This is a genomic window from Lactiplantibacillus paraplantarum (assembly GCF_003641145.1).
GTDB lineage: Bacteria > Bacillota > Bacilli > Lactobacillales > Lactobacillaceae > Lactiplantibacillus > Lactiplantibacillus paraplantarum.
In genome coordinates, this window is record NZ_CP032744.1 from 1,765,975 (window position 1) to 1,787,754 (window position 21,780).

The following is a 21,780-nucleotide window of genomic DNA, read 5'->3' on the forward strand; positions in this document are numbered from 1 at the left end:
GGTTTAAAATGCTTTTCTTTATTGATTAGTGAGCGACTACTATTCAACCGGTGCCAATTGGTATCGATCACCAAGCCAAAACGCAATTGATTCGTCTAAAAATTATGAAAAGGTCGGATACTAATAATTATGAAAACCATGAGTCTAGTTGTTCCGTGTTATAACGAGGAACCTACGATTGAAATATTTTATCATACCGTTGAAAAAGTTCTAGCGGATAATCCGGAGGCGTTCAACGATATCACAACTGAATATGTCTTTGTCAATGACGGCTCTTCCGACGACACGCTGAACGTGCTACGTACATTAAACGCTGCTCATCCTGATACTGTGCATTACGTTTCATTTTCTCGGAATTTCGGGAAAGAAGCTGGCTTATTGGCAGGTCTGGAACATACAATTGGGGATTATGTGGCCGTCATGGACGTTGACCTACAAGATCCGCCGACTTTGTTGCCTAAAATGTTGGCTATGCTTCAAAGTGGCGAGTACGACTGTATTGGTACAATGCGGGAAAATCGTGCTGGTGAGCCCTTTATTCGTTCGTTTTTATCGCGTTCGTTTTACTCAATTGTTAATAAAATTTCAAAAGTACAAATTATTCCTAATGCCCGCGATTATCGCTTAATGACGCGCCAAATGGTTGATGCCATCTTAGAATTACCCGAATATAATCGTTTTTCTAAGGGGATCTTTAACTGGGTCGGTTTTCGGACAACTTATTTAAAATTTGAAAACCAACCCCGGTCTGCCGGCGAAACTCATTGGTCAATCTGGCAGCTCTTCAACTACTCAATGGACGCCATCGTTGACTTCTCTGATGTTCCCCTGAAAATTGCTACGTTTACGGGCGGCCTACTTTCCTTAGCTTCCATTATCAGTATTTTTGTCGTAATTATTCGCAAATTACTATTTAATAATAGTGTCAGTGGTTGGGCCTCAACCGTCACGATTTTGCTCTTAATTGGGGGCATTCAACTGTTCTGCCTGGGCATTATTGGTAATTACATTGGTAAGATTTACATTGAATCAAAGCACCGGCCTCACTACATTGTGCAAGAGAAAAAATAACCCATTCATAATTGTCCAATACCGCTTTAATTGTTAGATACTACTACAAAATCCAACCTGCTTCTACCTGCTGTCAATTTAATTATTGATGGCAGTTTTTTTGACTCTTGTTAGTTGATGATATTATATTCAAACCCTCATTTACTTACAGATTGATTTTTTGACATCCGCCTAGCCACTTGCCGACTTAACGGTATCCTGGCACAAACTGAGTTTAATTTACATTCAATTCACTTAACGTTGCTGTAAATATGCCTCCCTATCATTATCGTATATAAAACGACCCAGCAGTATCAAACAAAACTGTCTGGGTCGTTTTGGTTATTGAGTAGTGTCCCCTTGCTAACAATTACCAGAATCTAATGTATCGTATACATTGTTTCAGTTCTATCTGAAACTCGAAAACCATTTTTCAACGGCACCGCTGCTGGTAATTTACCAATAGCAGTGTTACCAGCATGCCCCACGTACACATGCGATTGGCCATAATGCGTATCAGCCTTAGCTTCATCCGTTTTACTTTCAACGCTCTCATCACTGGCATACCGATAATGCCCGTTAGTTGTGAAGGTCTGCGAAGGCAAGTCCGGCCGTAGCCCAGCGGCGGCTTGTAATTGCCGACTCACCTGTTTGCGACTGTCTGGGTAAACCTCTACCATACTACGACCAGCAATATCAAACGTTCGCCACTCAAATGTCAATCGTTTTACTCGATATTGCTTAAAAGTTTTACGACTTTTAAACAGTGTTAACATATCGTAATCCGTCAAATTAGTCCTCATTTGATCTTTCAAATCACCGACAACTTTGGCCCCTTTAGACGAAAGCCCTTCCTGATTCAAGCGCTTGACCATTGCGTAAAAGACGGCTTGCTGCCGAAAACCACGGTGTTGATCGTTGTCGATATGTCTTTCGCGTGCATAGGCCAATGCACGTGCACCAGACATCGGTTGCAAACCTGCTTTAAATTTTTCTGGTTTGCCCCAGTAATTTTGTCCGATAAAGTCACGATCAACATTAACTTCAACGGGGCCAACATCATCAATGGCCCTAATAAAACCATCCCAATTAACAGTTAGATAATAATCAATTGGCAAATTCAAATAATGTTCAACGGTCGCCACCGCCGCTGCATCACCACCATAGGTATACGCCGATTCAATACGCTGATAACCATGATATTGCTGCGAATGGATCTTAACAAAAGTATCCCGTAATAAACTACATAAGGTCATTGTTTTAGTCTTATGGTTTACAATGACTACCATCATTCCATCCGTGCGCGTTGTCGACAATTTGCGCTTGCCACTATTATCTAACCCCATCAATAAAAAAGTACTGACTGGTTGCTGGGTCAAATTATGATGCGGCTTGATAACTCGTGACTCATGGAACGAGTGCAACATGTCAAATAATCGAATACCTTGAATTGTAAAAACCACTAACATAAAGGTTATACAACTCGTTACTAGTACAATTAGTCGTTTTCTTTGCCATTTAGGCAGTTGCCGCCTTCTCATAAACTCAGTCCCCCCGCATTTCATTCATATCGCGCTTAAATTGATCAGTAATTGCCATTGTTTTTGCCCAAATTTGTTGCTCAGTACGTTGATTTCTAGGCGTCTTAATCTGATAAGTGTTCATAATTTGTGCAGGTTGCCCTCCTAGTACATAAATGACGTCTGAAAGGCGAACTGCTTCAGAAATATTATGCGTTATCAAAACAATCGCTTGCATTTTAAATTTCCTGCGTTCCCATAATGTGATCAAATCTTGCCCTAACCGCTGCCCTGTTAAAACATCCAGTGCTGAAAACGGTTCATCCAAAAGGAGCAGTTCTGGCTCAACAGCAAGTGCACGCGCAAAACCAACGCGTTGTTTCATTCCTCCAGATAGTTCATAGGGGTATGCATTTTCCAACCCTTTTAAACCAATCAAATTAATTAAATTGTCAATTTGAGCGTCAACATATTGACAGTCAGAATTAAGCTGACTTTCTAGGCCAAACATGATATTTTGACGTACTGTCAACCATGGAAATAGCGCAAAATTCTGAAATACCATACTCATCCGGCGATCAGGAGCCGTGACTAAATTACCATCAAAAGTAATGGCGCCATAGCTGGGCTGAATAATCCCCGCAATCATTCGTAATAGTGTTGATTTCCCGACACCCGACGAACCAATAATACTAATAAACTGGTGCGTTTGAACTTGCAAACTAACCGCTTCTAAAATCAGTTCAGACTGCCGCTGTTTTGAAAGTATAAATGACTTTGAAACGTGATCAACATCTAATAAAACTGCTTTTTTCAACTTAAACTCCTCCTCGTATTAATAATGAAAGCGACGTTCAGCAAATCGATATAATGGTTGCCAAATCAACACAACGCATAACCCAACAATGACACAAATAATCAGTACGCCAGTTGCTTCTGCAGGTTTATTATTGATATTTTTGGCAATGTAAGCACCAAGTCCAGTAACTGCATACTGATGGGTACCCCAGCTAATCAATTCAGCCGCAATATCAGCATTCCAAGCTGCCCCAGCAGCATTAATAATTGCGGTAATGAGGGCGGGAAACAGTGATGGAATTAAAAAATGTGTCCACCAACGCCACCCTGACAGGTGAAAAACATTAACAACATCTTTGATATCACTGGGAATTGCCAGATATCCCGCAATAATGTTGAAAAAAAAGTACCATTGAGTTCCAGTCATTATCAATGGAATGACCCACCAATGCTGTGTTGTCCCCGTCAGCGTAATCATTAATGCAACAATTGGAACATAAATATCCGCGGGAATTGATCCTAAAACCTGTCCAACCGGTTGAATCAGTTTTAATCGCCGTGCATCACTGGCAACCCATACGGCAAGTGGAATAAAAATAAGCGCCGAAAGTAAAACAGCTATCAAAACACGACTAGTTGTTAGGAAGGTCCATTTAAACAAAACACTTAAATTAATCCAATCAAGATATTTTATTAGTAATACACCCAAGCGATATAGACCAACAGCTATTACTAGCCACCATGCAATGCGCCAATATACTGTATATTTTTTTAATATTCGTATAATCCGTGAAAAGCCCAGTTTTTGCCATTGCTTTGGAGCACCATATAACCACCAATACCGGATATGACGATGGAATCGCTTAACTAACAGCGGCACTTTAGCCATAACCATCAAATCATAGACTTGCGATTGCTGTGGTAGTTGGCTATCGGTACTCGTACCATATTTATAATGTGCCGTTCCTTTAATCAGTGGTTGAAAAATAAACACATTGACCAATAACACACAGATAACTAGCGCAATCACTGCATTAATAACAGCACCAAAATTAGCTGTATCAAGCGCAATCTGGATGTATGATCCAATTCCTGGTAGCACCACTGTTTCATTTTTAGGAACCATGATCGTCGCTTGTTCACAAGCGACTAGGGCAAACCAAGCAGCCGATTGAGAAATGACAATATTCCATAGAATGCTCGGTGTCGCATAAAGGAATTCTAAGCGCCAAAATCGTTGCCAGCTATTACAGCCAAATTGCTTAGCCACTGTCATCAAGTCTTCGGGCGTAACCCGAAGTGACTGATAGAGAGCCAACATAATATTCCAGGCCTGTGCAGTAAAAACGCCGAAAATAGCAACGGCCTCAACACCTAGCACATTATTGGGAAACAATCCCATGAACCATGCAGTTGTAAACGTTAAAAACCCCAATAACGGCACCGACTCCAATAAATTAACAATCGGCAAAATAACATAGCGTGCACTTCGATAGCGCGCTGCTAATACGCCAAAAATCAAAGAAAACAATATTGAGTAGCCCATTCCAATGAATAGTCTCGTTGTTGTTCGTAACGCAGCCGCTACTAAATGTGACATTGTTAAGTAGCCTTTCCCTCCCGTAGTATCTAAATAACCTTGAGTGGGTAATCGACTGAGCGGCAGGTTCATCTTGGCAATGCACCAGCCAATCATAAGCAAAATTCCAATACTTAGTCCAAGCCACATCATCGTTCCCACCACAGAACGTACTTTAATCCCTCTTTTTAAACTTGTCATGGGGACTCCTTTCCATGTTCAAGTTGTTTTTAGGCAAATAAAACCCCATTAGCAAATTGCAGCTAATGGGGTAAAAAACTAAAATGGATAACGATTTTTGCATCGACGCATTCATTGAGTTTTAGCACTTTAAGACGTAAGAACTAGTCTAGTTATCTTGAAAGAGCCTTAATTCGGCAAATTCTGCTTTACTCATTCCTGTCTCTCGACATTTCTGGGCGATAACCTATATTCTTAAAGTAACCTCACCTAATTGCAACTGATTTTTATTGCTGATGTAATCAACAATGCTATCATAGTTTCAAGATCTTTAATCGTCAATAAAAATTAGCTAATAATAATCATTAACAAGTGATTATTTATACTTTTTAGGTTTCCTTTATAATCGTAACTTTTACTTAACTATTTATCTCTAAACAAATTACTCGTACTGTCTAACTTAAAATTTGGCCTTTAATTGCCACAAAAATCCTGTTACTTAGTGAAAAATTCTCGGTACCGAAAAAATGGAGCGCACGTTAGGATACTGTGTCGCAAGAACCAAGCCAACCCCCATAAAATCGCCAATTATGGCCGAACCTCCCTGACTAACAAAAGGTAACGGAATTCCCGTTAAAGGTAACAGCCCAATCGTCATGCCAATGTTTTCAAACATATGGAAAGCTAGCATTACGGCTACTCCAGTGGAAACGTAGACATAAAATCGGCGTCGACTAGCGAATGCTGAGCGAAAAATCAGATAAAACAAGTACATGTAAACGATAAGCAAGACACTACAGCCAATGAATCCAGTTGTCTCACCAACAACCGAAAAAATCCTATCTGATTCCCTAACTGGCACATAAACAGCGTTATGAGTTACACCATTCCCAGTTAATCCACCCACACCAACCGCTCGCATACTTTGCCACAATTGATAGCTTTGATCCGAGACGCCATTGCTTGGGTTAAGCCACGTATTGATGCGATCAAACTGGTACAATTTAAATCCGATATGAGATAACAGAGATTGGCCCGTACTCGATGTCGCTAACCAAATTAAAATAACCCCAATGGATCCAGCCACCAATAACACACGCCATAAAAAACTAAATCGGCATGGTGAAACAATCAGCATACCAATGAAAATTGTCAGAAAAACTAACGTCGTTCCAAAATCATTGATGATTTTCAACGCAACAATAATTGGAAAAGTGTAAATAACTAGGCGACGTGTCAACCGCCAATCCGCATTAAAATTATTGTGGGGTCCCCATTGTTGATCTTGAACGATTAACCGGCCCATCATTAAAATATAGAGCGGTTTCATAACTTCAACTGGTTGAAAAGTCAGTGTACCAATTGCAAACCAACTTTTAGCCCCTGTTTGAACATAATATTCTCGACTATAGAAGACCAATAAAAGTATCAATAACAGCATGCCAATTGAATAGCCAATCGGGGCCCACTGCATCAATTGGTTTTCACTTAGGTGAAGCATCGTTGTCGCTATCAATGCACCTACAAGGTACCAGAGACATTGCATCATTGTCGTCCGGACAGGATCAATCACTTTTAAATCATGCAGACAAGCATAGTAAATAGCCCACATACCAATACAACAGAGTATGATGATACATAATATAATCCCCCAACCATAGTCGCCAATATGTTTATGCTGTTGCCACCGACCAAGTTCTCTATTATTCATTTGTTACCCCCCATAAATAAAATTTATACCGGGCTTAGTATAGCGGTAAATCCAAATATTTTATATTTTAAGTGACATTTTTAGGCTTAATTAATCGATTTAACCAGATTCTAAATATTGCATTAAAATCTTAATCATCTCGGCTAAGCCTCTTGGTAGCCACGATAAATTAATTGATACAACATTTGATCATTATTACGGTTAATATTTTGCACGTTGTTGACTAATCGTCTTAAAAACTTAGCGTCAGTCTAACATTTGACGCTACTTTAAATCTTTTGAATAAATATTTATTCCAGCAGAAAATTATGCTATACTTATTAAGTACCATATGGAGAGTTGGCAGAGTGGTAATGCACCGGACTCGAAATCCGGCGAACCGGCTAATACCGGCGCGCAGGTTCAAATCCTGTACTCTCCTTAAATTGATTATCTGTACCAGCCTTGAGCGTCGTCAATCGTTGAGTTGACGGCGTTTTTATTTTAATTTAATTGTTTCAAAACGGCTTTAATTGATATAATGGTGCACTTTTTGGTGCACTTTTACGAAAAAACATCAAATTTCGACGATTTAGTGCACTCAAAAGTGCACCAAAAAAATCCACACCACTGTAACTCATTGTGCCCCAAGGGGTTACAGCAACGGTAAATGCACATGACGCCTAGGCGGTTAAAATATATGGAGTAAATAAATTAAAAAAGCCCCACACCAACCATTATGGTCAGTGTGAGGCTTTTTGTTATTTCACATATTCAAGAGTATTATTAGCTGGGCCAGTTGCCATATAAGCATAGCCGTTCGGACGTGGTTGGCGCACCCAACGATAACCACCTTGAATGATAGCTTGATCAGTCTTGATGGTTGATCCCGCTGGCAAGACAGCAATAACACTGGACGCTGTAGAAGCGCCTGTTCGAAGTTTCACAGCTGTTTTGAGCGTGTATGTCTTCTGCTCCTTGACCCACTTTGGCCCGGCTGGCTTAGGCTTACTTGGCGCAGGTACAACTGTCTTAGTCGCTTTTGCATACTTGTCCCAAGCGGCTTTGTCACCGTAGAAAACGTTGAAATCAAGATTGCCACCCCAACCTGACAAGCGCCCAACGCTTGCGTATTGGAAGATGACCATCGACTTCCAATGCTTAAGTAATCCGTATAGATCACGTGGCTTGAACCCATTAACGACCGTATCACGATTATACTGGGCCAACCATAGTCCATAATTAGCCTTGACAACGGACGACCAGTCCAATGAATTTTCGCAATTAATACCAGTATAGAGCAACGGACGAACTCCAGTCTGGCTATAAACAGAATCAAGCCATTGTTTGGCTAGTCCAACGCCAACTTGATCTTGAATTGTCGAACCACTCGTGTTTTCGAAGTCCAGAACCAGAACAGCTTGACCGATATACGGCTTAGCCTTGGACAAAAAGTAGTCGGCCTGTTTCTTTACATCAACGTCATTTCGAATAAAGTGATAGAGTCCTAACTTTTTGTCCGCAGATAGAACTTGTTTAGCATGCCCGCTCCATGACGGATTCGTATATCCTGTTCCTTCAGTTACTTTCACAATGACGAAATCACCAGCGATTTCATCAACATTCATGCCAGCCTGATAACTGGAAACATCAATACCATTTAAACTCATTATTCTACACCTCCATCTAATGCATGTGTAATTGATTTGAATACCTCATTACCGCCAACACTGACGGCGCCAGCAACTAAACCATCAACTAACCCTACGACTGGTTTAATATCGCCGTTCAGCCAACCAAATACAATACCAATCACTGCCCCAATTCCCAATGCAATCATTGGTAAATACACATTCTTCAATGGTGTTTGCTTAACTCCCCACACGATTACAAAAGTAGCAATCGCAATCATGGCAATAGTACCACCATTCAATAATTGGATAAATTCTTCCACTATTTTTCATCTCGCTTCCTATAATATTCGATTATTTCCTGTTTCTTTGTGTTCTCCTTCTGTAGCGCCTCATTATCCTTTTTTAGCTTGGCAAGCGTGTTGTCAGTGGCCTTAGTACGGTTCAATATCGCCGGTGCTTGAGTTATCAATGCAACGATTATCGAAGCACCAGCACTGATGAGGGCCACGAGTACGACGTCGCTCACTATATCAGCCCCCGATTACTATTTCATGGATCATCGATGATAAAACAAAAAATGCATACATCGATTCAAAACTTATTAGTTGCCCATTACCAGCATCGTGAAAGATAAAGGCGACCATAAAAAAGACCCACACAAATGTGAGGGCTCCTGTCATTACCGGTTTATAATATGGTACATCAATATTCCAGAACGAATAGACAACTGCTAACGTCGCTACAATCATGAGTATTGAAATCGAAGGTGGATCATCCATGATATCTAAAACCGTTGGCCGTGGTGGTACGAAGGCAAAGGTTACATTATGCCTAACGAGAAAATAGACGCCCAATCCATAAGTTTCTAATGATTTCCACAACCAAAAACGATTCTGCTTTAAATGTGTTAACACATACTTTCATCTCCTAACCAGTCACCCAAACAAACGTACCGCCTACATAGTCAGTCACATCAAATTGTCCATCCATTGGGCTCTCAAAATTCAAATTTCCATCATTACCCAGTGTTAATGAAAATGAACGTCCAATTGTTCCTCTTAACGAGAACGGGATAGACTGTTGTGGATAGAAATTCGTTGGTAATTTTGCAATGACAGCATCACGAACTAAGTTAGTAATTGACAGTCTCAAAACTACAATTTCGCCGATTTTTCTTATACTTGTTTTTCCAATATTAGCTCTGTTTTCGAAACCATTGATTAACGTTAAGTCAATCCATCCAGTATCCTCAACCGCTGAACCAAGGCCTTCTAACATTCGGTTCAACGGTTCATCCCAATTTGCTTGACCATGATTAATAGTAGTGATGTTAATCATAACTAACACCACCTTTATAAATAATAAAAGGGTTAGAAATACCGGTATATAGGCATTCTACCCCCCCCCCGTCATTTTCTAACTTGTTTTTAATTTTCATTCTTTTTATCCTCCGTTTCTGTGTCAGTCGTATCTTCATTAATACCAACTAGCTCATTGTATTGATCCTCTGTTAGTAAACCGCCTAGTTTCAAAGTGCTTAAATTATCCGCATTATACAGCCCCATCGCGTAATACTGTTTGATAAAAATAAACATTAGTTAGTTCCTCCATTCTGTGCAGCAATTGCAAGCATTGCTTGAGCGTTGAACTGGTCTTGCGCAGTCTTGTTCTGCGCAATTTGCAACATCAATGCCGCATTAGTTTTATCTTGTTCTGACGGCTCCGGTACTGGCACTGGATGTGCTGCAAGCCATTCATCCTTATCAGTGCCATTCCATGTAGTCCCATCCCACGTAATTGGCTCGTATAGTCCATTTGTCGGTGCTACTGGCGTCGCGTTGCCTGGTAACGGATTAGGTAACTCATCATCCGTCATAAAAAATTCACTGTGATCCAGCTCATTGTCTTCATTCCAAAAATATAATATTTGTGGCAATTTACTCATCCCTTCCTAAATAATTAATGCCTGCAAAATCTAACTTAGTACCGTTTGGCAAGGCTTTGGCTACATATAGTCCATCATCCTTAATGGTTACTGGAAATTCGGTTTGACTAGATACATTTCGGCATAATGCTGTGATGCCACCGTCAGCCCCCAAAAACTTATCTGGCATTGCTAAAATTCTCGTTGCTGCCGGAATATCTGCAGTTGCTACGATTCCAGAAGTCAAATGGACAAGATCATTCACACGTCGAGCAAGCGGTGCATCTTTTGCTTGATACAGGCCTTCCACCGCACCAACCATTGTCAAACGAACTAATCCAGTGTCTTCCGCATGAATATCGTTGGCCGCGGGTGCCCAGTACTCTGACTTTCCAACAAATACCTCACCAAAAAACAAATTGTGATCTACACCATCGGTAGACCCATTGTTGTCAATACGGAATGCTCCCTGAACATTATTACCTGAATTGAAGCTAAGCTTATACAGAACTGCTTTAGACGGATTTGGAACAACACTCGTGGTTAATTGAATATTATTCAAATTATCATTTGCATCATGACAAATCATGTAAGCATCAAAGCTTGTAATACCGACAGCACCATACGCAATGAAATAGACATCATAATTTGTGTTGGGTACCAAGGTATACTCATCCGTTATTGCAAAAACCTCCTCATCAACACCGGGCTTTTCTTTGTCATGTAAGATGCTGAATAAATTGACTTTGCCATTCTTGTATAAGTGATTACGAATAACAAGAACTTTTCCACCAACGGGTGCGGACCAATGTTTAGTATTTCGAGGAGTTGCAGAATTTAAGATCAAATTTTGCCGACTAACTGGTCCCCCAGACAAATGAAACGTATCAGAGTCAAGGCCAGAGAAGTTATCATTGATAGTCTTTTCCCAATGTTCTTGACCATAATCAACTTTTGCTAAACTTACTGTCATAATTGAACTTCCTTTCTCTAATTCAAAGCCGTTCAATTGTGAACGGCTACTTTACGAAATAAATACATGGTTAAAATTAATCCAAAATGTGTCGTCGCTTGTTTCTGAACAATATTGCAACTGAATTTTTCCATTGTAAAAATTCCAGCCATATTGAACTCCAAATGCTCGTGTATCAAAGTGAGTGTTAACCATTTGGTGCTCGCTAAACCAATCCGTAACTAGCTGTGGCAGCGTAGCAACGTTTAATGTTAGATTCCATCCCTTGGTAATAGCGATGCCATTCACAGAACCGCTCAGCATTAACATATCAACTGCCCCTAACTGAATAATTCTAAAGGCGGGAGTATCACCTAAAAAATTACTGTAAACTTTTGCACCATTCATTAGAGTAATCCCATCCCTAATCCAGCCAGTATCTGTGACTTGTGCAGTGTCCTCCACTGCTGGGCGCCAATCCGTTGCCTTATCACCAAGCTCAACTTGTACATGATATTGACCGGTGTTCAAACTGACATTTCGTACAGAAATTTGCAGAATACCAGTATTATTTGTCGTTACAGTCAAAGGACTTCCAGCTTTAACGCCATTAGTACCGGAAACTGCCTTAAATCCAGCGTTTCCTGCAAATAGATCCTGTGTTCCTTGGTCATCACGTGCTGGAATATTAGTAGATACCGTATACGTAGTATTGGCAGCTAATTGTAAATTGACTGATGGCATTTCCAAATAATCTTCCCGATACTGACTACGTTTGAATTTCTCCAAGCTAAAATAATTTCGGCCTCCGATAACCATATTGTTCAAATTTTTGAAATTCGTATTGATAACCCCATCCCAGCCTGCTTGACCGGAATCAATATTGGTGATATTAGTCATAAATCACACCACCATTCCAATATGATAAAGGGGTTAGAAACGTTGATAATACTAAGTTTATACCCCCCCCCGGCGTTTTCTAATGTAGATTTAATCTTCATGTTTTTGTCCTCCCATTACTTAAAAGTTGCATTCAAACACTGAATACCAATAGTTGCTGGCTCCGAAATAAGATACATCCATTTTCCATCACTCGCACGGGTAACTGCAAAGCTACCGATATTGAAGTCCGGTAATGCAGCTTTGATTTGTGCTGTCATGAACCGCGGAATCATCACTTGACCATTATTCTGCAAATCAACATTCATTGTTAATTCCGTCATTAGCGGAACACCGGCATACGAAGTTGTTTGTGCAATACCAGCGCCATTGTAATAGCCCCATGCTTTAAATCTGGGATAATCGTTCAGATTCAGTTTGGCGGTATCAATTGCGTAGGACTTTTCATTCAGTACAACTGCTACTTGTTGGTTCTGAACATAGGTCGTTGTCGCTAATCCATTCGGATCAACCGCAACCGTCACATTCTGGATTTGACCAACGACCACAGTAACGGCCAACTTGAATTCCAACAAAACTTTATCTGCAAAACTAGGCATCATTTCAGCTTCTACAGCCTTGATTACCGCGTATAGAATTTCACTGCCACCAGTTTCCTTAGCATAAATGCCAATCGCATTAACTGGATAGCTAATTTCTAGATCACGATTCGTAAAAAAAACTTCGACTTGCTTTAACGTATGATCATCTAGTCTGACAATAGAATTGTCCGTCAGTACACCACTCTGCATCTCATCCGGCATCGCTGTTAATTCACCAACGCTTACTGTCGATAGGTCTTTGCTACTTGCGGTCGTGCGTGTCAGCGAGAAGGTTGTTTTACCCGCTGCTGCTCGACTTGCTAATAATAAGCCTGCACTTGTCAATTGTGAATTTGCATATGTTGCCATTTAACTCACCTCCTTTAATTGTGTACTCTCAGCGGTCACAGACGTGTTGACCGTGACATGTTGCACGGTACCGACGCGCATAATTTCATCCGCTAACAGCATAAAACTGACTGGTTCCGCATCTACACTAGTTGCAACCGCAACTTGAACTGCTTGGCCAGCATTAAATTGCTCGACTGTCCGCTCTGTACGTCGCGTTGTTATTTGATAGGTTAAATTGGCTGGAACATAAACATTCAACAAATAGCGTAGCCGTTTGATTTGTGTAACACTCACATCCGCTTCCAAGCTGATGGTGCTCAAGATTGAATTGATCGCATCAACTTCAATATCAGCCGGTATCTGCATTGCCTTAACAAGCGAACGAAAATAGCCAATTGTGATTGGCTGTGGCGGTAAGATACGCATCAAAATGTCGTACCGTCGCTCTTCCAAAGTAGCCCCTGATTCAGGTGTGATTCCCAGTTGATATTCGAATAACGACAATCCTTGGGCATCCGCCGTAAAGACGTATTGATTCATCAATATTCGATTCAGTTGGTCCGTATTCGCATCAACTGCCACCTGTTCAGCATTGACTAGCGAATGCATTTCCACAATATCATCATAATAATCTGGTAAATAGTCACTTAATTTAGCCATTGAAGTCCACCACTCCCATCACTGGTAGCTGTGATACCGTATTGTTGAATACCAAATCAATATCAGCTGCTTGTCCATTTAATAGTGGTAACGAGGCATTAACAACTCCATCAACCTTCATCAGCTGAGTTAGGATTTGCGCACGATAGATTGTCAATTGGTATCCTCGGCCAGTCACCGCATCGACATTATTCCAGTCGGTACGCTTTTGTTTGAAATAGGCTTCAATTCCTGTCTCAATCGCCGAACGAACGGCCTCAACAGTAATCTGACTATCAACTTCAATGGTGGTAGTAACATTAATTACCAGCTCAGTCGGTGCAACGACCGTGACCTGATGTCCAATTGGCGCAAGTCCATATCCTTCCCCAGTAACCTCATCTGGATCAATCGTATTCTTTACTTGATTCAATAGGTCAGTACTTGCAGCTCGTAAATCATTGTCAATAATGACTAGCTTTACAGTGCCGCCACCGTGCCACGCCGGATAAACTTGACCGGCGCCAACGTCCTCAATTCCAGCTAGCATCTTTAAATAATCGGCCACATTCCCACCATAAGCATTGTATGAGTCAGGCGAGAGTAATCGCTCACGTAGATGATCATCAGTTTCAGCATCGCGGGCTGGTACCGGCACTGCAGTGATTTCAGCCCACGATAGCGAATCATTCGGCGTCACTGGTAATATTTGGCCACGATAGCCATTAGGGCCGCTTCCTACTGATTCAGCAACTAAATAGCCTACGCCGTCGCCGACAATTTCAGCCACTTTATAAAAGAACGGCTCATCGCCTAGACTTGCAAACCGGTCACCGACCTGCACATTAGTCACCGGCTGTCCGTCAGCATCGGTAAATTTGGCGCTGGCTTTGGCCGCAGTCGCTGGCTGTCGCGATGTTCCTTTCTCGACAGCCCGATAATCCAAGAACTCGCTTTGTGCAGTTAATGTATATGTCTGACGGACAATCTTTGCTGCATCCATAGAACTTTCCGCCATTGCGGATGCAGCTGGCGCTAGCGCATCATAGATAATTGAGCCTTCACGTTTATCAACCGTATCAGAAACTTTTGCCAACATTTTATCCAGCCAATAGTCAAAGTCTTGGGCTTCCAACTGATTGGCTAAGTCATCAGGATTCATTCGCATGCACCTCCTTTTCAACACTCATGGTGCCATATACCGTTTCAACCGTAGCTGTGATGTCTAAAGTAGTCGCATTTACTTGTACGATGCTTTCAACCACTACATCATCAACCCGATCATCCGCCTGTAAAGCTTCTTGCAACATTCGTTCGACTTCAACGGTGGCATAGTCAAAGCTTTTTCCCAGCAGTTCACTAAAATCATTACCATACTGGTCAGAATAAATGGGAAAGACAAACCTTTCAGTCCGCATCACCTTATCAACGGCTTGAACCATTGCGTCATAGTCATCAACCATACCAACGATGTGCCCGTCTACTACTTGATAAGTTCTCGAGGGCAACGTGACTTCTTCCACTTCGTCCGCCAGGTCATCAACTGTAACGCCATCGTCGACTGTTTCAATTTCATCCGCCATTGCTCTCACCTCAGACTTTATCAAAAATATAAAATGACTGGCCACCATCACTGCGAATCATCGCAACGTGGTCTCCAGTCTTTAACCCATTCTTAATTTGTACCTTTTTATCACTACCGTCGACTTTTACGATCGTCTCATAGTCACTGACAGCTCTTCCCGTAGTCAGAAACACATTGGTCAGCATTAAATTATTGCCAAGCTGAACCTGTAGCGGAGTCGTACCCACAACTGTGCCGTAAACAACATCAGCATAGTCCGACTGGCTGCCACCTCTACTCTTCAGCATACTAAGTAGCCACTCACCGGCCATCTTTTACACCTTCATTTCTATTTCGCAAGTATATTTAGTTCCAAAATGATGTGTCGCCTTGGTAATGAGCACTGAACGGGTCCCAAGACCAATGTCCTTCAAGCTCTGAATTTTGACGTACACTGCATTACCAGCAATCAGATCAATATCGCCTAACGTCGTGAGCGTCAAGGTGTATGCTTGCTTGTTTTTCGACTTTAATAATGCTTTAGCTTGCTCCATCATCTGTGCTTTGTTCGACTTATCCTTCGCATTTTCTACGTGTTGAAGCCGGCCCCAGTTATCAATATTATGACGACTACTTGCAGTAACAGTAGTGTAATGCGTATCCTTAGCACTCTTGCCACTAGCAGTCGCTGTACTCTTCTGACCTTTAGTCTCATCCTCTCGAACGATTCGTACCACGGTTGCAGCATCATCAATACTGCGTTCGTATTGAAATTTAGTCATCAATGACTTGTCCCCCACAACTGTCGTTAACGCCTTGTACGGAGCCTTCCGAAGTTCAACCACATCATAATTTGCAGCCACAAAATACAGATTACCAGTTGCTTTCTCGGTGTTTTCAATCGACGTTTTCAGCATATCAAAATAGCTTTTACTATCACAGACTTCCGCCGCTAGCTTATGACTACTAGCGCTGACAATGCTGTGACTGATTTGAGCCATATTGCAAACTTTACTAAAACGCTGACTCAACGTCGATACCGGCCAAACAAGGGAATCTTCATTTTTCAAGTAACGAAGTTTATCATAGGCAGTCACTGTGAACTTTTCTGGTTCATATTTGAAATCGAAAATATAGCCGTAAAAAATTCTGATACCATCCCAATAGAATTTAACAATGTCCCCGTTATGCGGTGTGAATCCTTCATCAACCTCGACAATATCAAACTCCAATGAACCGGCCGAATAATTCAAGTCAGTCGTCCAAGTAATCGAATCATTGACTAACAGGTTACGGATGTCCCACACAATCGCCCCTTCACCGCGATGTTGGACCGTCATCGTCGTTACTGCCATTCCTTACACCGCCTTTACTGCAGATTTTTTCACCCATCCGCGCCAACCGCCGCTAAGCGTCGTCACGTGATATGGATAAGCTCTTCCGAGAGCGATAAAGTTCACTTTGCGAATGGTGTTATGCTCAGTCTGGCCAGGTCCCCGTCCATAACTATCAACGTGCAAGCGGCCATTTACGATTACCTTCGAGCCTCGCCCAATTTTTTTGGGTGGCTTTGGCCGCGGCTTTCCTTTTTTCGCAACTTTTTTCTTAGCAATTTTCATTTTTTCAGCTTTATAAGTTTTATACTCCGTTAGATCTAACGTGAAGGTGTATTCATCCGCATTTGCATTTTCCATCCCGTAATTAAAGCTAGCAACTGTCATCTTCAGTGAAATTTTAGTTCCAGAAACAACCAAGCGAATTGGCTTTTTTGACTTTTGAGCCGCAATAATCCAATCAATATACTTTTGAGCCGAACTAAGTGGCTTGGAGGCAGTCACATAACGCACATTCTTAGTCGTGACTGGCAAAATACTTTCTATTGACAGTGTTCGCAATTTAACTTCACCAATTCTGTTGATTTCGCCAAGCTTGACAACTTCTTCGGTTGCATCGTTGGTTTCATAGTTAACTTTTAATTCTTGTGGGTTAACCGGTAGCTCAATCGTTTTGTTCTTGTTATCGGTCAGATACACACCAATATGTTTTGCCATTATTCACTCACCTCTTTAGCTCATCGCCGTGCCATTTTTACGAATCAAATAATTCTCAAGCTCGCGAGCGATAGTTTCGCCATCAAGTGCACCATTACCGCTGCTAACCACTTGAATTGCACCTGGTTGTACTTGAACAACCATACTTGAAGCATCGCCATAATGGTTAGCTGTCACCGTTTCACGAGCATTATCGCCAAATGGCGTCGTAGCCGGAACATCGCTTATATGGCTTCCTGTAGCTCCGAATTGAATCTGACCATTAGCAGTGATAGAACTACCGCTCATTCCATTAATCGCATTAGACACATTACCAATGACTTCTAATGCTCTATTGAAGCCAGCTGCTAGTTGATCACCAGGGTTTAGCCCAGTTAAACCAAAATTTCCTAACGATGAGTCAATATTGGCAGCACTCACTGCTGACGTTGCCATCTTAGCTCCCGCCTTACTAATCAACGAGCTAGTTCCATTCATCCCGATTGCCATACCTTGGCCCATATAGTCACCAATTTCAGCAAATAACCGCGATGGTGAATGAATTTTAGCAGCTGCACGAGCAGCACGATTAGCTTGTGCAATCAGGGCATTTGCAGCCGCAGTAACCGTTCCTAATCTCGACCGCATTCCGGCGGCCAATCCGGCACTAATCATGGCACCAGCCGAACGGGCAGCACTAACACCACTCTTCATTGCACTGGTAGCAGCATTAACTAAGGCGTGTGCGGCAGACCGTGCATTACCTGTTCCGCCTTTAAAGGCGCTAACAAATTTATTAACCGCATCTCGTGCAATAGATCCTAATGTATTTAGTCCGGTCTTAACAACACTAACCGCGCTGACCATTGTTTTTAGGCTAGCGGCAGCTGATGCAGCTTTGTTTGCTATTGAAGCAACCTGAGTCGCTACAAGTTTCGTTGCTACTCCCAATGCAGCCATACCGATAGCAGACGCGGCGGCAGCGATTCCTAGCCCTGCGAGAACAAGGGCAGTGGCAGCAGCCACCAGCACAATAGCAGCAAGTCCGATCATTGCCATCATTGCTCCCATCATAACCATCGTTAAACCGACCATCGCCATCATCCCTCCAGCCATAACCAGCATCAGACCAGCCATCGCCATCATTGCTCCAGCCATAACCATCACAAGGCCTGTAAAAGCCATCATCGCTCCGGCCATAACCAGCATCAAGCCAACCATCGCCATCATTGCTCCAGCCATAACTAATATTAGCCCCATTGCGGCAACCATTGCACCGGCCATAACTAGCATTAGTGCAACACCTAGCATCATTATTCCAACTGCAGCCACCAATGACATTGGTGCTACTAACATCAAACTTACCGCTAATAGCATCATTCCAACCCCAGCAATCAAGCCCGTTGCGGCAATCCCCATTAGGGCCACGCTCATTAATAGCAAACCAATTGCGGCAACCATACTAAACACGGCCACTAACGGCATTGCTACGGCTAGAATCATCATTCCAACTGCTGCAATCATCACTGTTACTGCTACCATGGTCATTGCTACGCCTAATAGCAACAAACCAATCGCAGCTAGCATGGACAACGGTGCTAGTAGCACCATACTAACCGCCAATATCATCATGCCAACTCCAGCAATCAAACCTGTAACGGCAATGACAGTTAAAGCCACACTCATAAGTAACAGTCCGACAGCCGCAATCATACTGAATACGGCAATCAACGGCAATGTGATTGCCAGCATCAACATCCCAACAGCAGCGATAATAACAGTCACCACGATGGCAGCCATTGCAACGGCAAATAGCAGCGCTCCCACGGCTGCGATAACAAATCCAACACCTAAGATTAATAAGGAAGCTCCTAATAGAATAAGACCCACTGCAGCAACAATAGCAGCCAAACCGAAGACGGCAACCGCACCAGCAAGCGCTAATAGTCCAATAGCGGCACTAACACCATACTGAGAAATCAACGGCAATTGAGTTGCTAATAGCGCCAAGCCAGCCGATGCAAGTAACACCGCAATACCAATCAATAGTAAAGCAGCACCAAGAATTAAGAATCCCACCGCACCTCCGATTAAGGACGGTCCGAGTAGTTTAACGATGACAGCTAATACAGCGACAGCCGCAATCATTCCAAAGAACATTGCAATAGCTGGCCAACCAGCTGACACCAGCTTGATTGTTGCGTTCGCAATCATCAATAGTCCCGCGCCTGCTAAAGCAGCGCCAGCACCAATCAGAACCATAGCAATCCCTAGCTTCAACATTGATGTCGCAGCCGCTCCCGTCTTACCGGGTTCTGGTACTGGAATTTCTGGAACTTTAGGTGTCTTTTGAAACATTGATAATGCTGATCTAATCCCTTTAAGCGCTTGGAACCCTTTCATCGCAGTGACAACCAAACCAACTGCCACCGCCACTGCTTTGATTTGTCCTGGGCTCATTTTTGATAAAGCATTCAGGCCGGCAATCAGAACCGTGAACTTTAATCCCTGCATTCCAGACTTCATAACGACAAACGCGGCCCCAATCGTTTTAAGCGTTCCTGGGCTTAGCTTACTTACAGCATCCGCTACCGCGCTAATCGATTTAGCCGCGCCTTTGATTGTGTTACCCGCCAATTCACCAAAACTCTTGAACGGATTTTTACCACCACCTGCCAGCTTCCCAAACACTCGTTTGGCAGACGCACCCAGAGTCGTAAACATAGACTGTACCGACTTGATAGCGCCAGTGTCCGTAAATCCGGCCCACATTTGTTTTGCATTTGCGACGACGGTTTTAAATGCATTCATCGCACCATCAGCAATTGGCTTAAAATCAATTTTATTAATGGAGTCAGACAAGCTGGATACCATTTTAATACCAACTTGACTTGCGCTATCAAAGGCATCTTGCAACTTAATGGCGACACCTTCTTTGAGTCCATCAACTGCTTGTCCGACAGTCTTAAATTGTGTTGCCATCTTAGTAAAGCCTTTATTAGTCCCAGCTTTTGAGACAGCATTGAAGAAATCCTGTGTTTTAACTTTGCCGTTTTGAATATCCTGAACTAATTGTGCAGTGGATCTGTGCATTGTTTTAGCGACTGCAGCCATACCAGCTGGTGATTGTTGCATCATCAATTTAAAATCAGCCCATTGTACTTTAGGCATGGCAGCCATCTGAGTAGCTTGCTGACTCAAAGTCTTCATCGCTTGTGCCGGATCTTCAGAGGCGGATGCTAGCCCACCAAATCCTTTAACCAACGATGTCGTGTTCTTTGTACCAACTGCTGCTAGCTGGCTATAAGTTGAAGCCATATCTGATGCAGAATAAATTGTTTGTTGCGCAAACTTTGATAAACTTCCACGAGCGGCAGAGATTTGCTTGGGGCTTTGTCCAATCATGGACATGTTCCCGTTAAACGTTTGCCATGCCTTGCTGGAATCGTTCAATTCGCCAATCATTGAGCCAATCCCCGATGAGGCAATTCCAATGCCTTTACTAATACCGCCACCAATAACATTGGCACCTAATACAGACTTAAATACCCCACCAGTTTCAGCGGCAGACTTGTTAAGACTGCTGAATGGATTGGCGCCTGCCATTCCAGACTTGAAACGTGAAAACATCGACTGTCCCTGACTTAATTTACTGTTTAGTTTGTCTAGTGGTGATGTGAATCCGTCTAGAATTTTAATTGTTGCGCTTACAGTTGACATACTCATGGCCTCCTTTCTTTTATGTACAAACAAACTAGAAGACTCAGTGCCTTCTAGCTTTTCGTTTAGCGTCTTTTTCTTGACGTCGTTCTTCCTTAACTCTTATGTCAATCCCAGCGATCACGAGTGCCTTTTCTCGGATAGTTAGGGCTGTGTACTGTGACGGGGTCCAGTTGAAGTTATTCATCGTATAGAAATAGTATGAAAAATCTGCACCTTCACCGTCTTGAATTATTTTTTTACTTCATCCGTTAAATCCTTCAAGTTTTCCTGGTTGATACCTGACAGTTTCATGACTTCACCACTAAGATCAGTCATTTCACCAACTTTCAGCATTTCCTTCAACGTCCCGATTGGATCAGCTAATGTACCATAGCTTTCTTGAAGTTCATGATCATCTAACGGAGGGAACACGACCGAAGCTGTGACAAGTAGTTCGCCAAACAGCTCCTGGTCTTGAGTCTCCTCAATTTGACCCGTTGCCGGATTTTTACGCCGACGAGTGGCTTTCTTTCGTAATCCATCGATTTCTTTATTAGTAATCTCTCGAATAACAAACGGCTCAGTAAAGCGCTTGAACGCGACTTCTTTGGTTGCTGGTTCATACGCCATATTTTGTTTCAGAAAGCTAGATACACTACGTTGTTGCTTTTCTTCGGTCATGTTGT

General features: G+C 42.3%; 22 protein-coding genes, 1 tRNA gene and 1 riboswitch. Of the genes, 2 read left to right on the top strand and 21 right to left on the bottom strand.

The window, feature by feature from the left end; genetic code table 11:
* The first annotated feature begins 129 nt into the window (after window positions 1-129).
* The gene (locus LP667_RS08495) at window positions 130-1,071 is read left to right on the top strand and encodes a glycosyltransferase family 2 protein (protein WP_021732295.1); all 942 of its coding nucleotides are present in this window, start codon (window positions 130-132) and stop codon (window positions 1,069-1,071) included.
* A 359-nt stretch (window positions 1,072-1,430) separates the two neighbouring features.
* Here the strand turns inward: LP667_RS08495 and LP667_RS08500 are convergent, their stop codons facing one another.
* The 4 genes from LP667_RS08500 to LP667_RS08515 form a co-directional block, all read right to left on the bottom strand.
* Entirely contained in the window at window positions 1,431-2,591 is a 1,161-nt protein-coding gene (locus LP667_RS08500) for an LCP family protein (protein ID WP_033609587.1), read from the bottom strand.
* 4 nt (window positions 2,592-2,595) lie between these two features.
* Window positions 2,596-3,387, bottom strand: coding sequence for an ABC transporter ATP-binding protein (locus LP667_RS08505; protein ID WP_021732297.1), 792 nt, complete (start codon window positions 3,385-3,387; stop codon window positions 2,596-2,598).
* Between the two features lie 18 nt (window positions 3,388-3,405).
* Window positions 3,406-5,148 carry an ABC transporter permease subunit gene (locus LP667_RS08510; RefSeq protein ID WP_021732298.1) on the bottom strand — a complete coding sequence of 581 codons (1,743 nt, stop codon included), beginning with the start codon at window positions 5,146-5,148 and terminating at the stop codon, window positions 3,406-3,408.
* 100 nt (window positions 5,149-5,248) lie between these two features.
* Window positions 5,249-5,412, bottom strand: a riboswitch (M-box (ykoK) riboswitch).
* Between the two features lie 214 nt (window positions 5,413-5,626).
* Window positions 5,627-6,838, bottom strand: coding sequence for an FtsW/RodA/SpoVE family cell cycle protein (locus LP667_RS08515; RefSeq protein WP_056988281.1), 1,212 nt, complete (start codon window positions 6,836-6,838; stop codon window positions 5,627-5,629).
* 333 nt (window positions 6,839-7,171) lie between these two features.
* On the opposite strand from LP667_RS08515, the gene LP667_RS08520 reads away from it, so the two are divergent.
* Window positions 7,172-7,259: transfer RNA gene (locus LP667_RS08520), tRNA-Ser, on the top strand.
* Window positions 7,260-7,578: 319 nt separating this feature from the next.
* On the opposite strand, the gene LP667_RS08525 is transcribed toward LP667_RS08520, so the two are convergent.
* The 17 genes from LP667_RS08525 to LP667_RS08610 all read right to left on the bottom strand — a co-directional run bounded on the left by LP667_RS08525 (window position 7,579) and on the right by LP667_RS08610 (window position 21,775).
* The gene (locus LP667_RS08525; protein WP_056988280.1) at window positions 7,579-8,487 is read right to left on the bottom strand and encodes a GH25 family lysozyme; all 909 of its coding nucleotides are present in this window, start codon (window positions 8,485-8,487) and stop codon (window positions 7,579-7,581) included.
* Window positions 8,487-8,771 (bottom strand): phage holin family protein, encoded by a 285-nt coding sequence (locus LP667_RS08530; RefSeq protein ID WP_056988279.1) that lies wholly within the window; start codon window positions 8,769-8,771, stop codon window positions 8,487-8,489. The genes LP667_RS08525 and LP667_RS08530 overlap by 1 nt, the downstream gene beginning before the upstream one ends.
* 210 nt (window positions 8,772-8,981) lie before the next feature.
* A complete protein-coding gene (locus LP667_RS08540) occupies window positions 8,982-9,365 on the bottom strand; it encodes a hypothetical protein (RefSeq protein ID WP_056988277.1) in 384 nt (127 codons plus the stop codon).
* Between the two features lie 13 nt (window positions 9,366-9,378).
* On the bottom strand, window positions 9,379-9,789 hold the full coding sequence (locus LP667_RS08545) for a hypothetical protein (protein ID WP_056988276.1): 411 nt from the start codon (window positions 9,787-9,789) through the stop codon (window positions 9,379-9,381).
* 89 nt (window positions 9,790-9,878) lie between these two features.
* A complete protein-coding gene (locus LP667_RS08550; RefSeq protein ID WP_120247159.1) occupies window positions 9,879-10,046 on the bottom strand; it encodes an XkdX family protein in 168 nt (55 codons plus the stop codon).
* On the bottom strand, window positions 10,046-10,387 hold the full coding sequence (locus tag LP667_RS08555) for a hypothetical protein (RefSeq protein ID WP_146029293.1): 342 nt from the start codon (window positions 10,385-10,387) through the stop codon (window positions 10,046-10,048). The genes LP667_RS08550 and LP667_RS08555 overlap by 1 nt, the downstream gene beginning before the upstream one ends.
* Before the next feature lies 1 nt (window position 10,388).
* Window positions 10,389-11,348: a hypothetical protein gene (locus LP667_RS08560; RefSeq protein WP_056988274.1), complete on the bottom strand. Its 960-nt coding sequence runs from the start codon at window positions 11,346-11,348 to the stop codon at window positions 10,389-10,391.
* A 51-nt stretch (window positions 11,349-11,399) separates the two neighbouring features.
* Window positions 11,400-12,227: a hypothetical protein gene (locus LP667_RS08565; protein ID WP_056988273.1), complete on the bottom strand. Its 828-nt coding sequence runs from the start codon at window positions 12,225-12,227 to the stop codon at window positions 11,400-11,402.
* A 116-nt stretch (window positions 12,228-12,343) separates the two neighbouring features.
* Window positions 12,344-13,177 carry a hypothetical protein gene (locus LP667_RS08570; RefSeq protein WP_056988272.1) on the bottom strand — a complete coding sequence of 278 codons (834 nt, stop codon included), beginning with the start codon at window positions 13,175-13,177 and terminating at the stop codon, window positions 12,344-12,346.
* Window positions 13,178-13,819, bottom strand: coding sequence for a putative phage tail protein (locus LP667_RS08575; protein WP_056988271.1), 642 nt, complete (start codon window positions 13,817-13,819; stop codon window positions 13,178-13,180).
* Window positions 13,812-14,960 carry a baseplate J/gp47 family protein gene (locus tag LP667_RS08580; RefSeq protein ID WP_056988270.1) on the bottom strand — a complete coding sequence of 383 codons (1,149 nt, stop codon included), beginning with the start codon at window positions 14,958-14,960 and terminating at the stop codon, window positions 13,812-13,814. Before LP667_RS08580 ends, LP667_RS08575 begins: the two co-directional genes overlap by 8 nt.
* Window positions 14,950-15,381 (bottom strand): DUF2634 domain-containing protein, encoded by a 432-nt coding sequence (locus LP667_RS08585; protein WP_082618897.1) that lies wholly within the window; start codon window positions 15,379-15,381, stop codon window positions 14,950-14,952. Before LP667_RS08585 ends, LP667_RS08580 begins: the two co-directional genes overlap by 11 nt.
* Before the next feature lie 10 nt (window positions 15,382-15,391).
* Window positions 15,392-15,670, bottom strand: coding sequence for a DUF2577 domain-containing protein (locus LP667_RS08590; RefSeq protein ID WP_082618907.1), 279 nt, complete (start codon window positions 15,668-15,670; stop codon window positions 15,392-15,394).
* A gap of 27 nt (window positions 15,671-15,697) precedes the next feature.
* On the bottom strand, window positions 15,698-16,717 hold the full coding sequence (locus tag LP667_RS08595) for an XkdQ/YqbQ family protein (RefSeq protein WP_056988268.1): 1,020 nt from the start codon (window positions 16,715-16,717) through the stop codon (window positions 15,698-15,700).
* 3 nt (window positions 16,718-16,720) lie between these two features.
* Window positions 16,721-17,413: a hypothetical protein gene (locus LP667_RS08600; RefSeq protein WP_056988267.1), complete on the bottom strand. Its 693-nt coding sequence runs from the start codon at window positions 17,411-17,413 to the stop codon at window positions 16,721-16,723.
* A 15-nt stretch (window positions 17,414-17,428) separates the two neighbouring features.
* On the bottom strand, window positions 17,429-21,112 hold the full coding sequence (locus LP667_RS08605) for a tape measure protein (protein WP_056988266.1): 3,684 nt from the start codon (window positions 21,110-21,112) through the stop codon (window positions 17,429-17,431).
* A gap of 231 nt (window positions 21,113-21,343) precedes the next feature.
* Complete coding sequence (locus LP667_RS08610; protein WP_056988265.1) at window positions 21,344-21,775, bottom strand: phage tail assembly chaperone; 432 nt, start codon at window positions 21,773-21,775, stop codon at window positions 21,344-21,346.
* Window positions 21,776-21,780 lie beyond the last annotated feature (5 nt).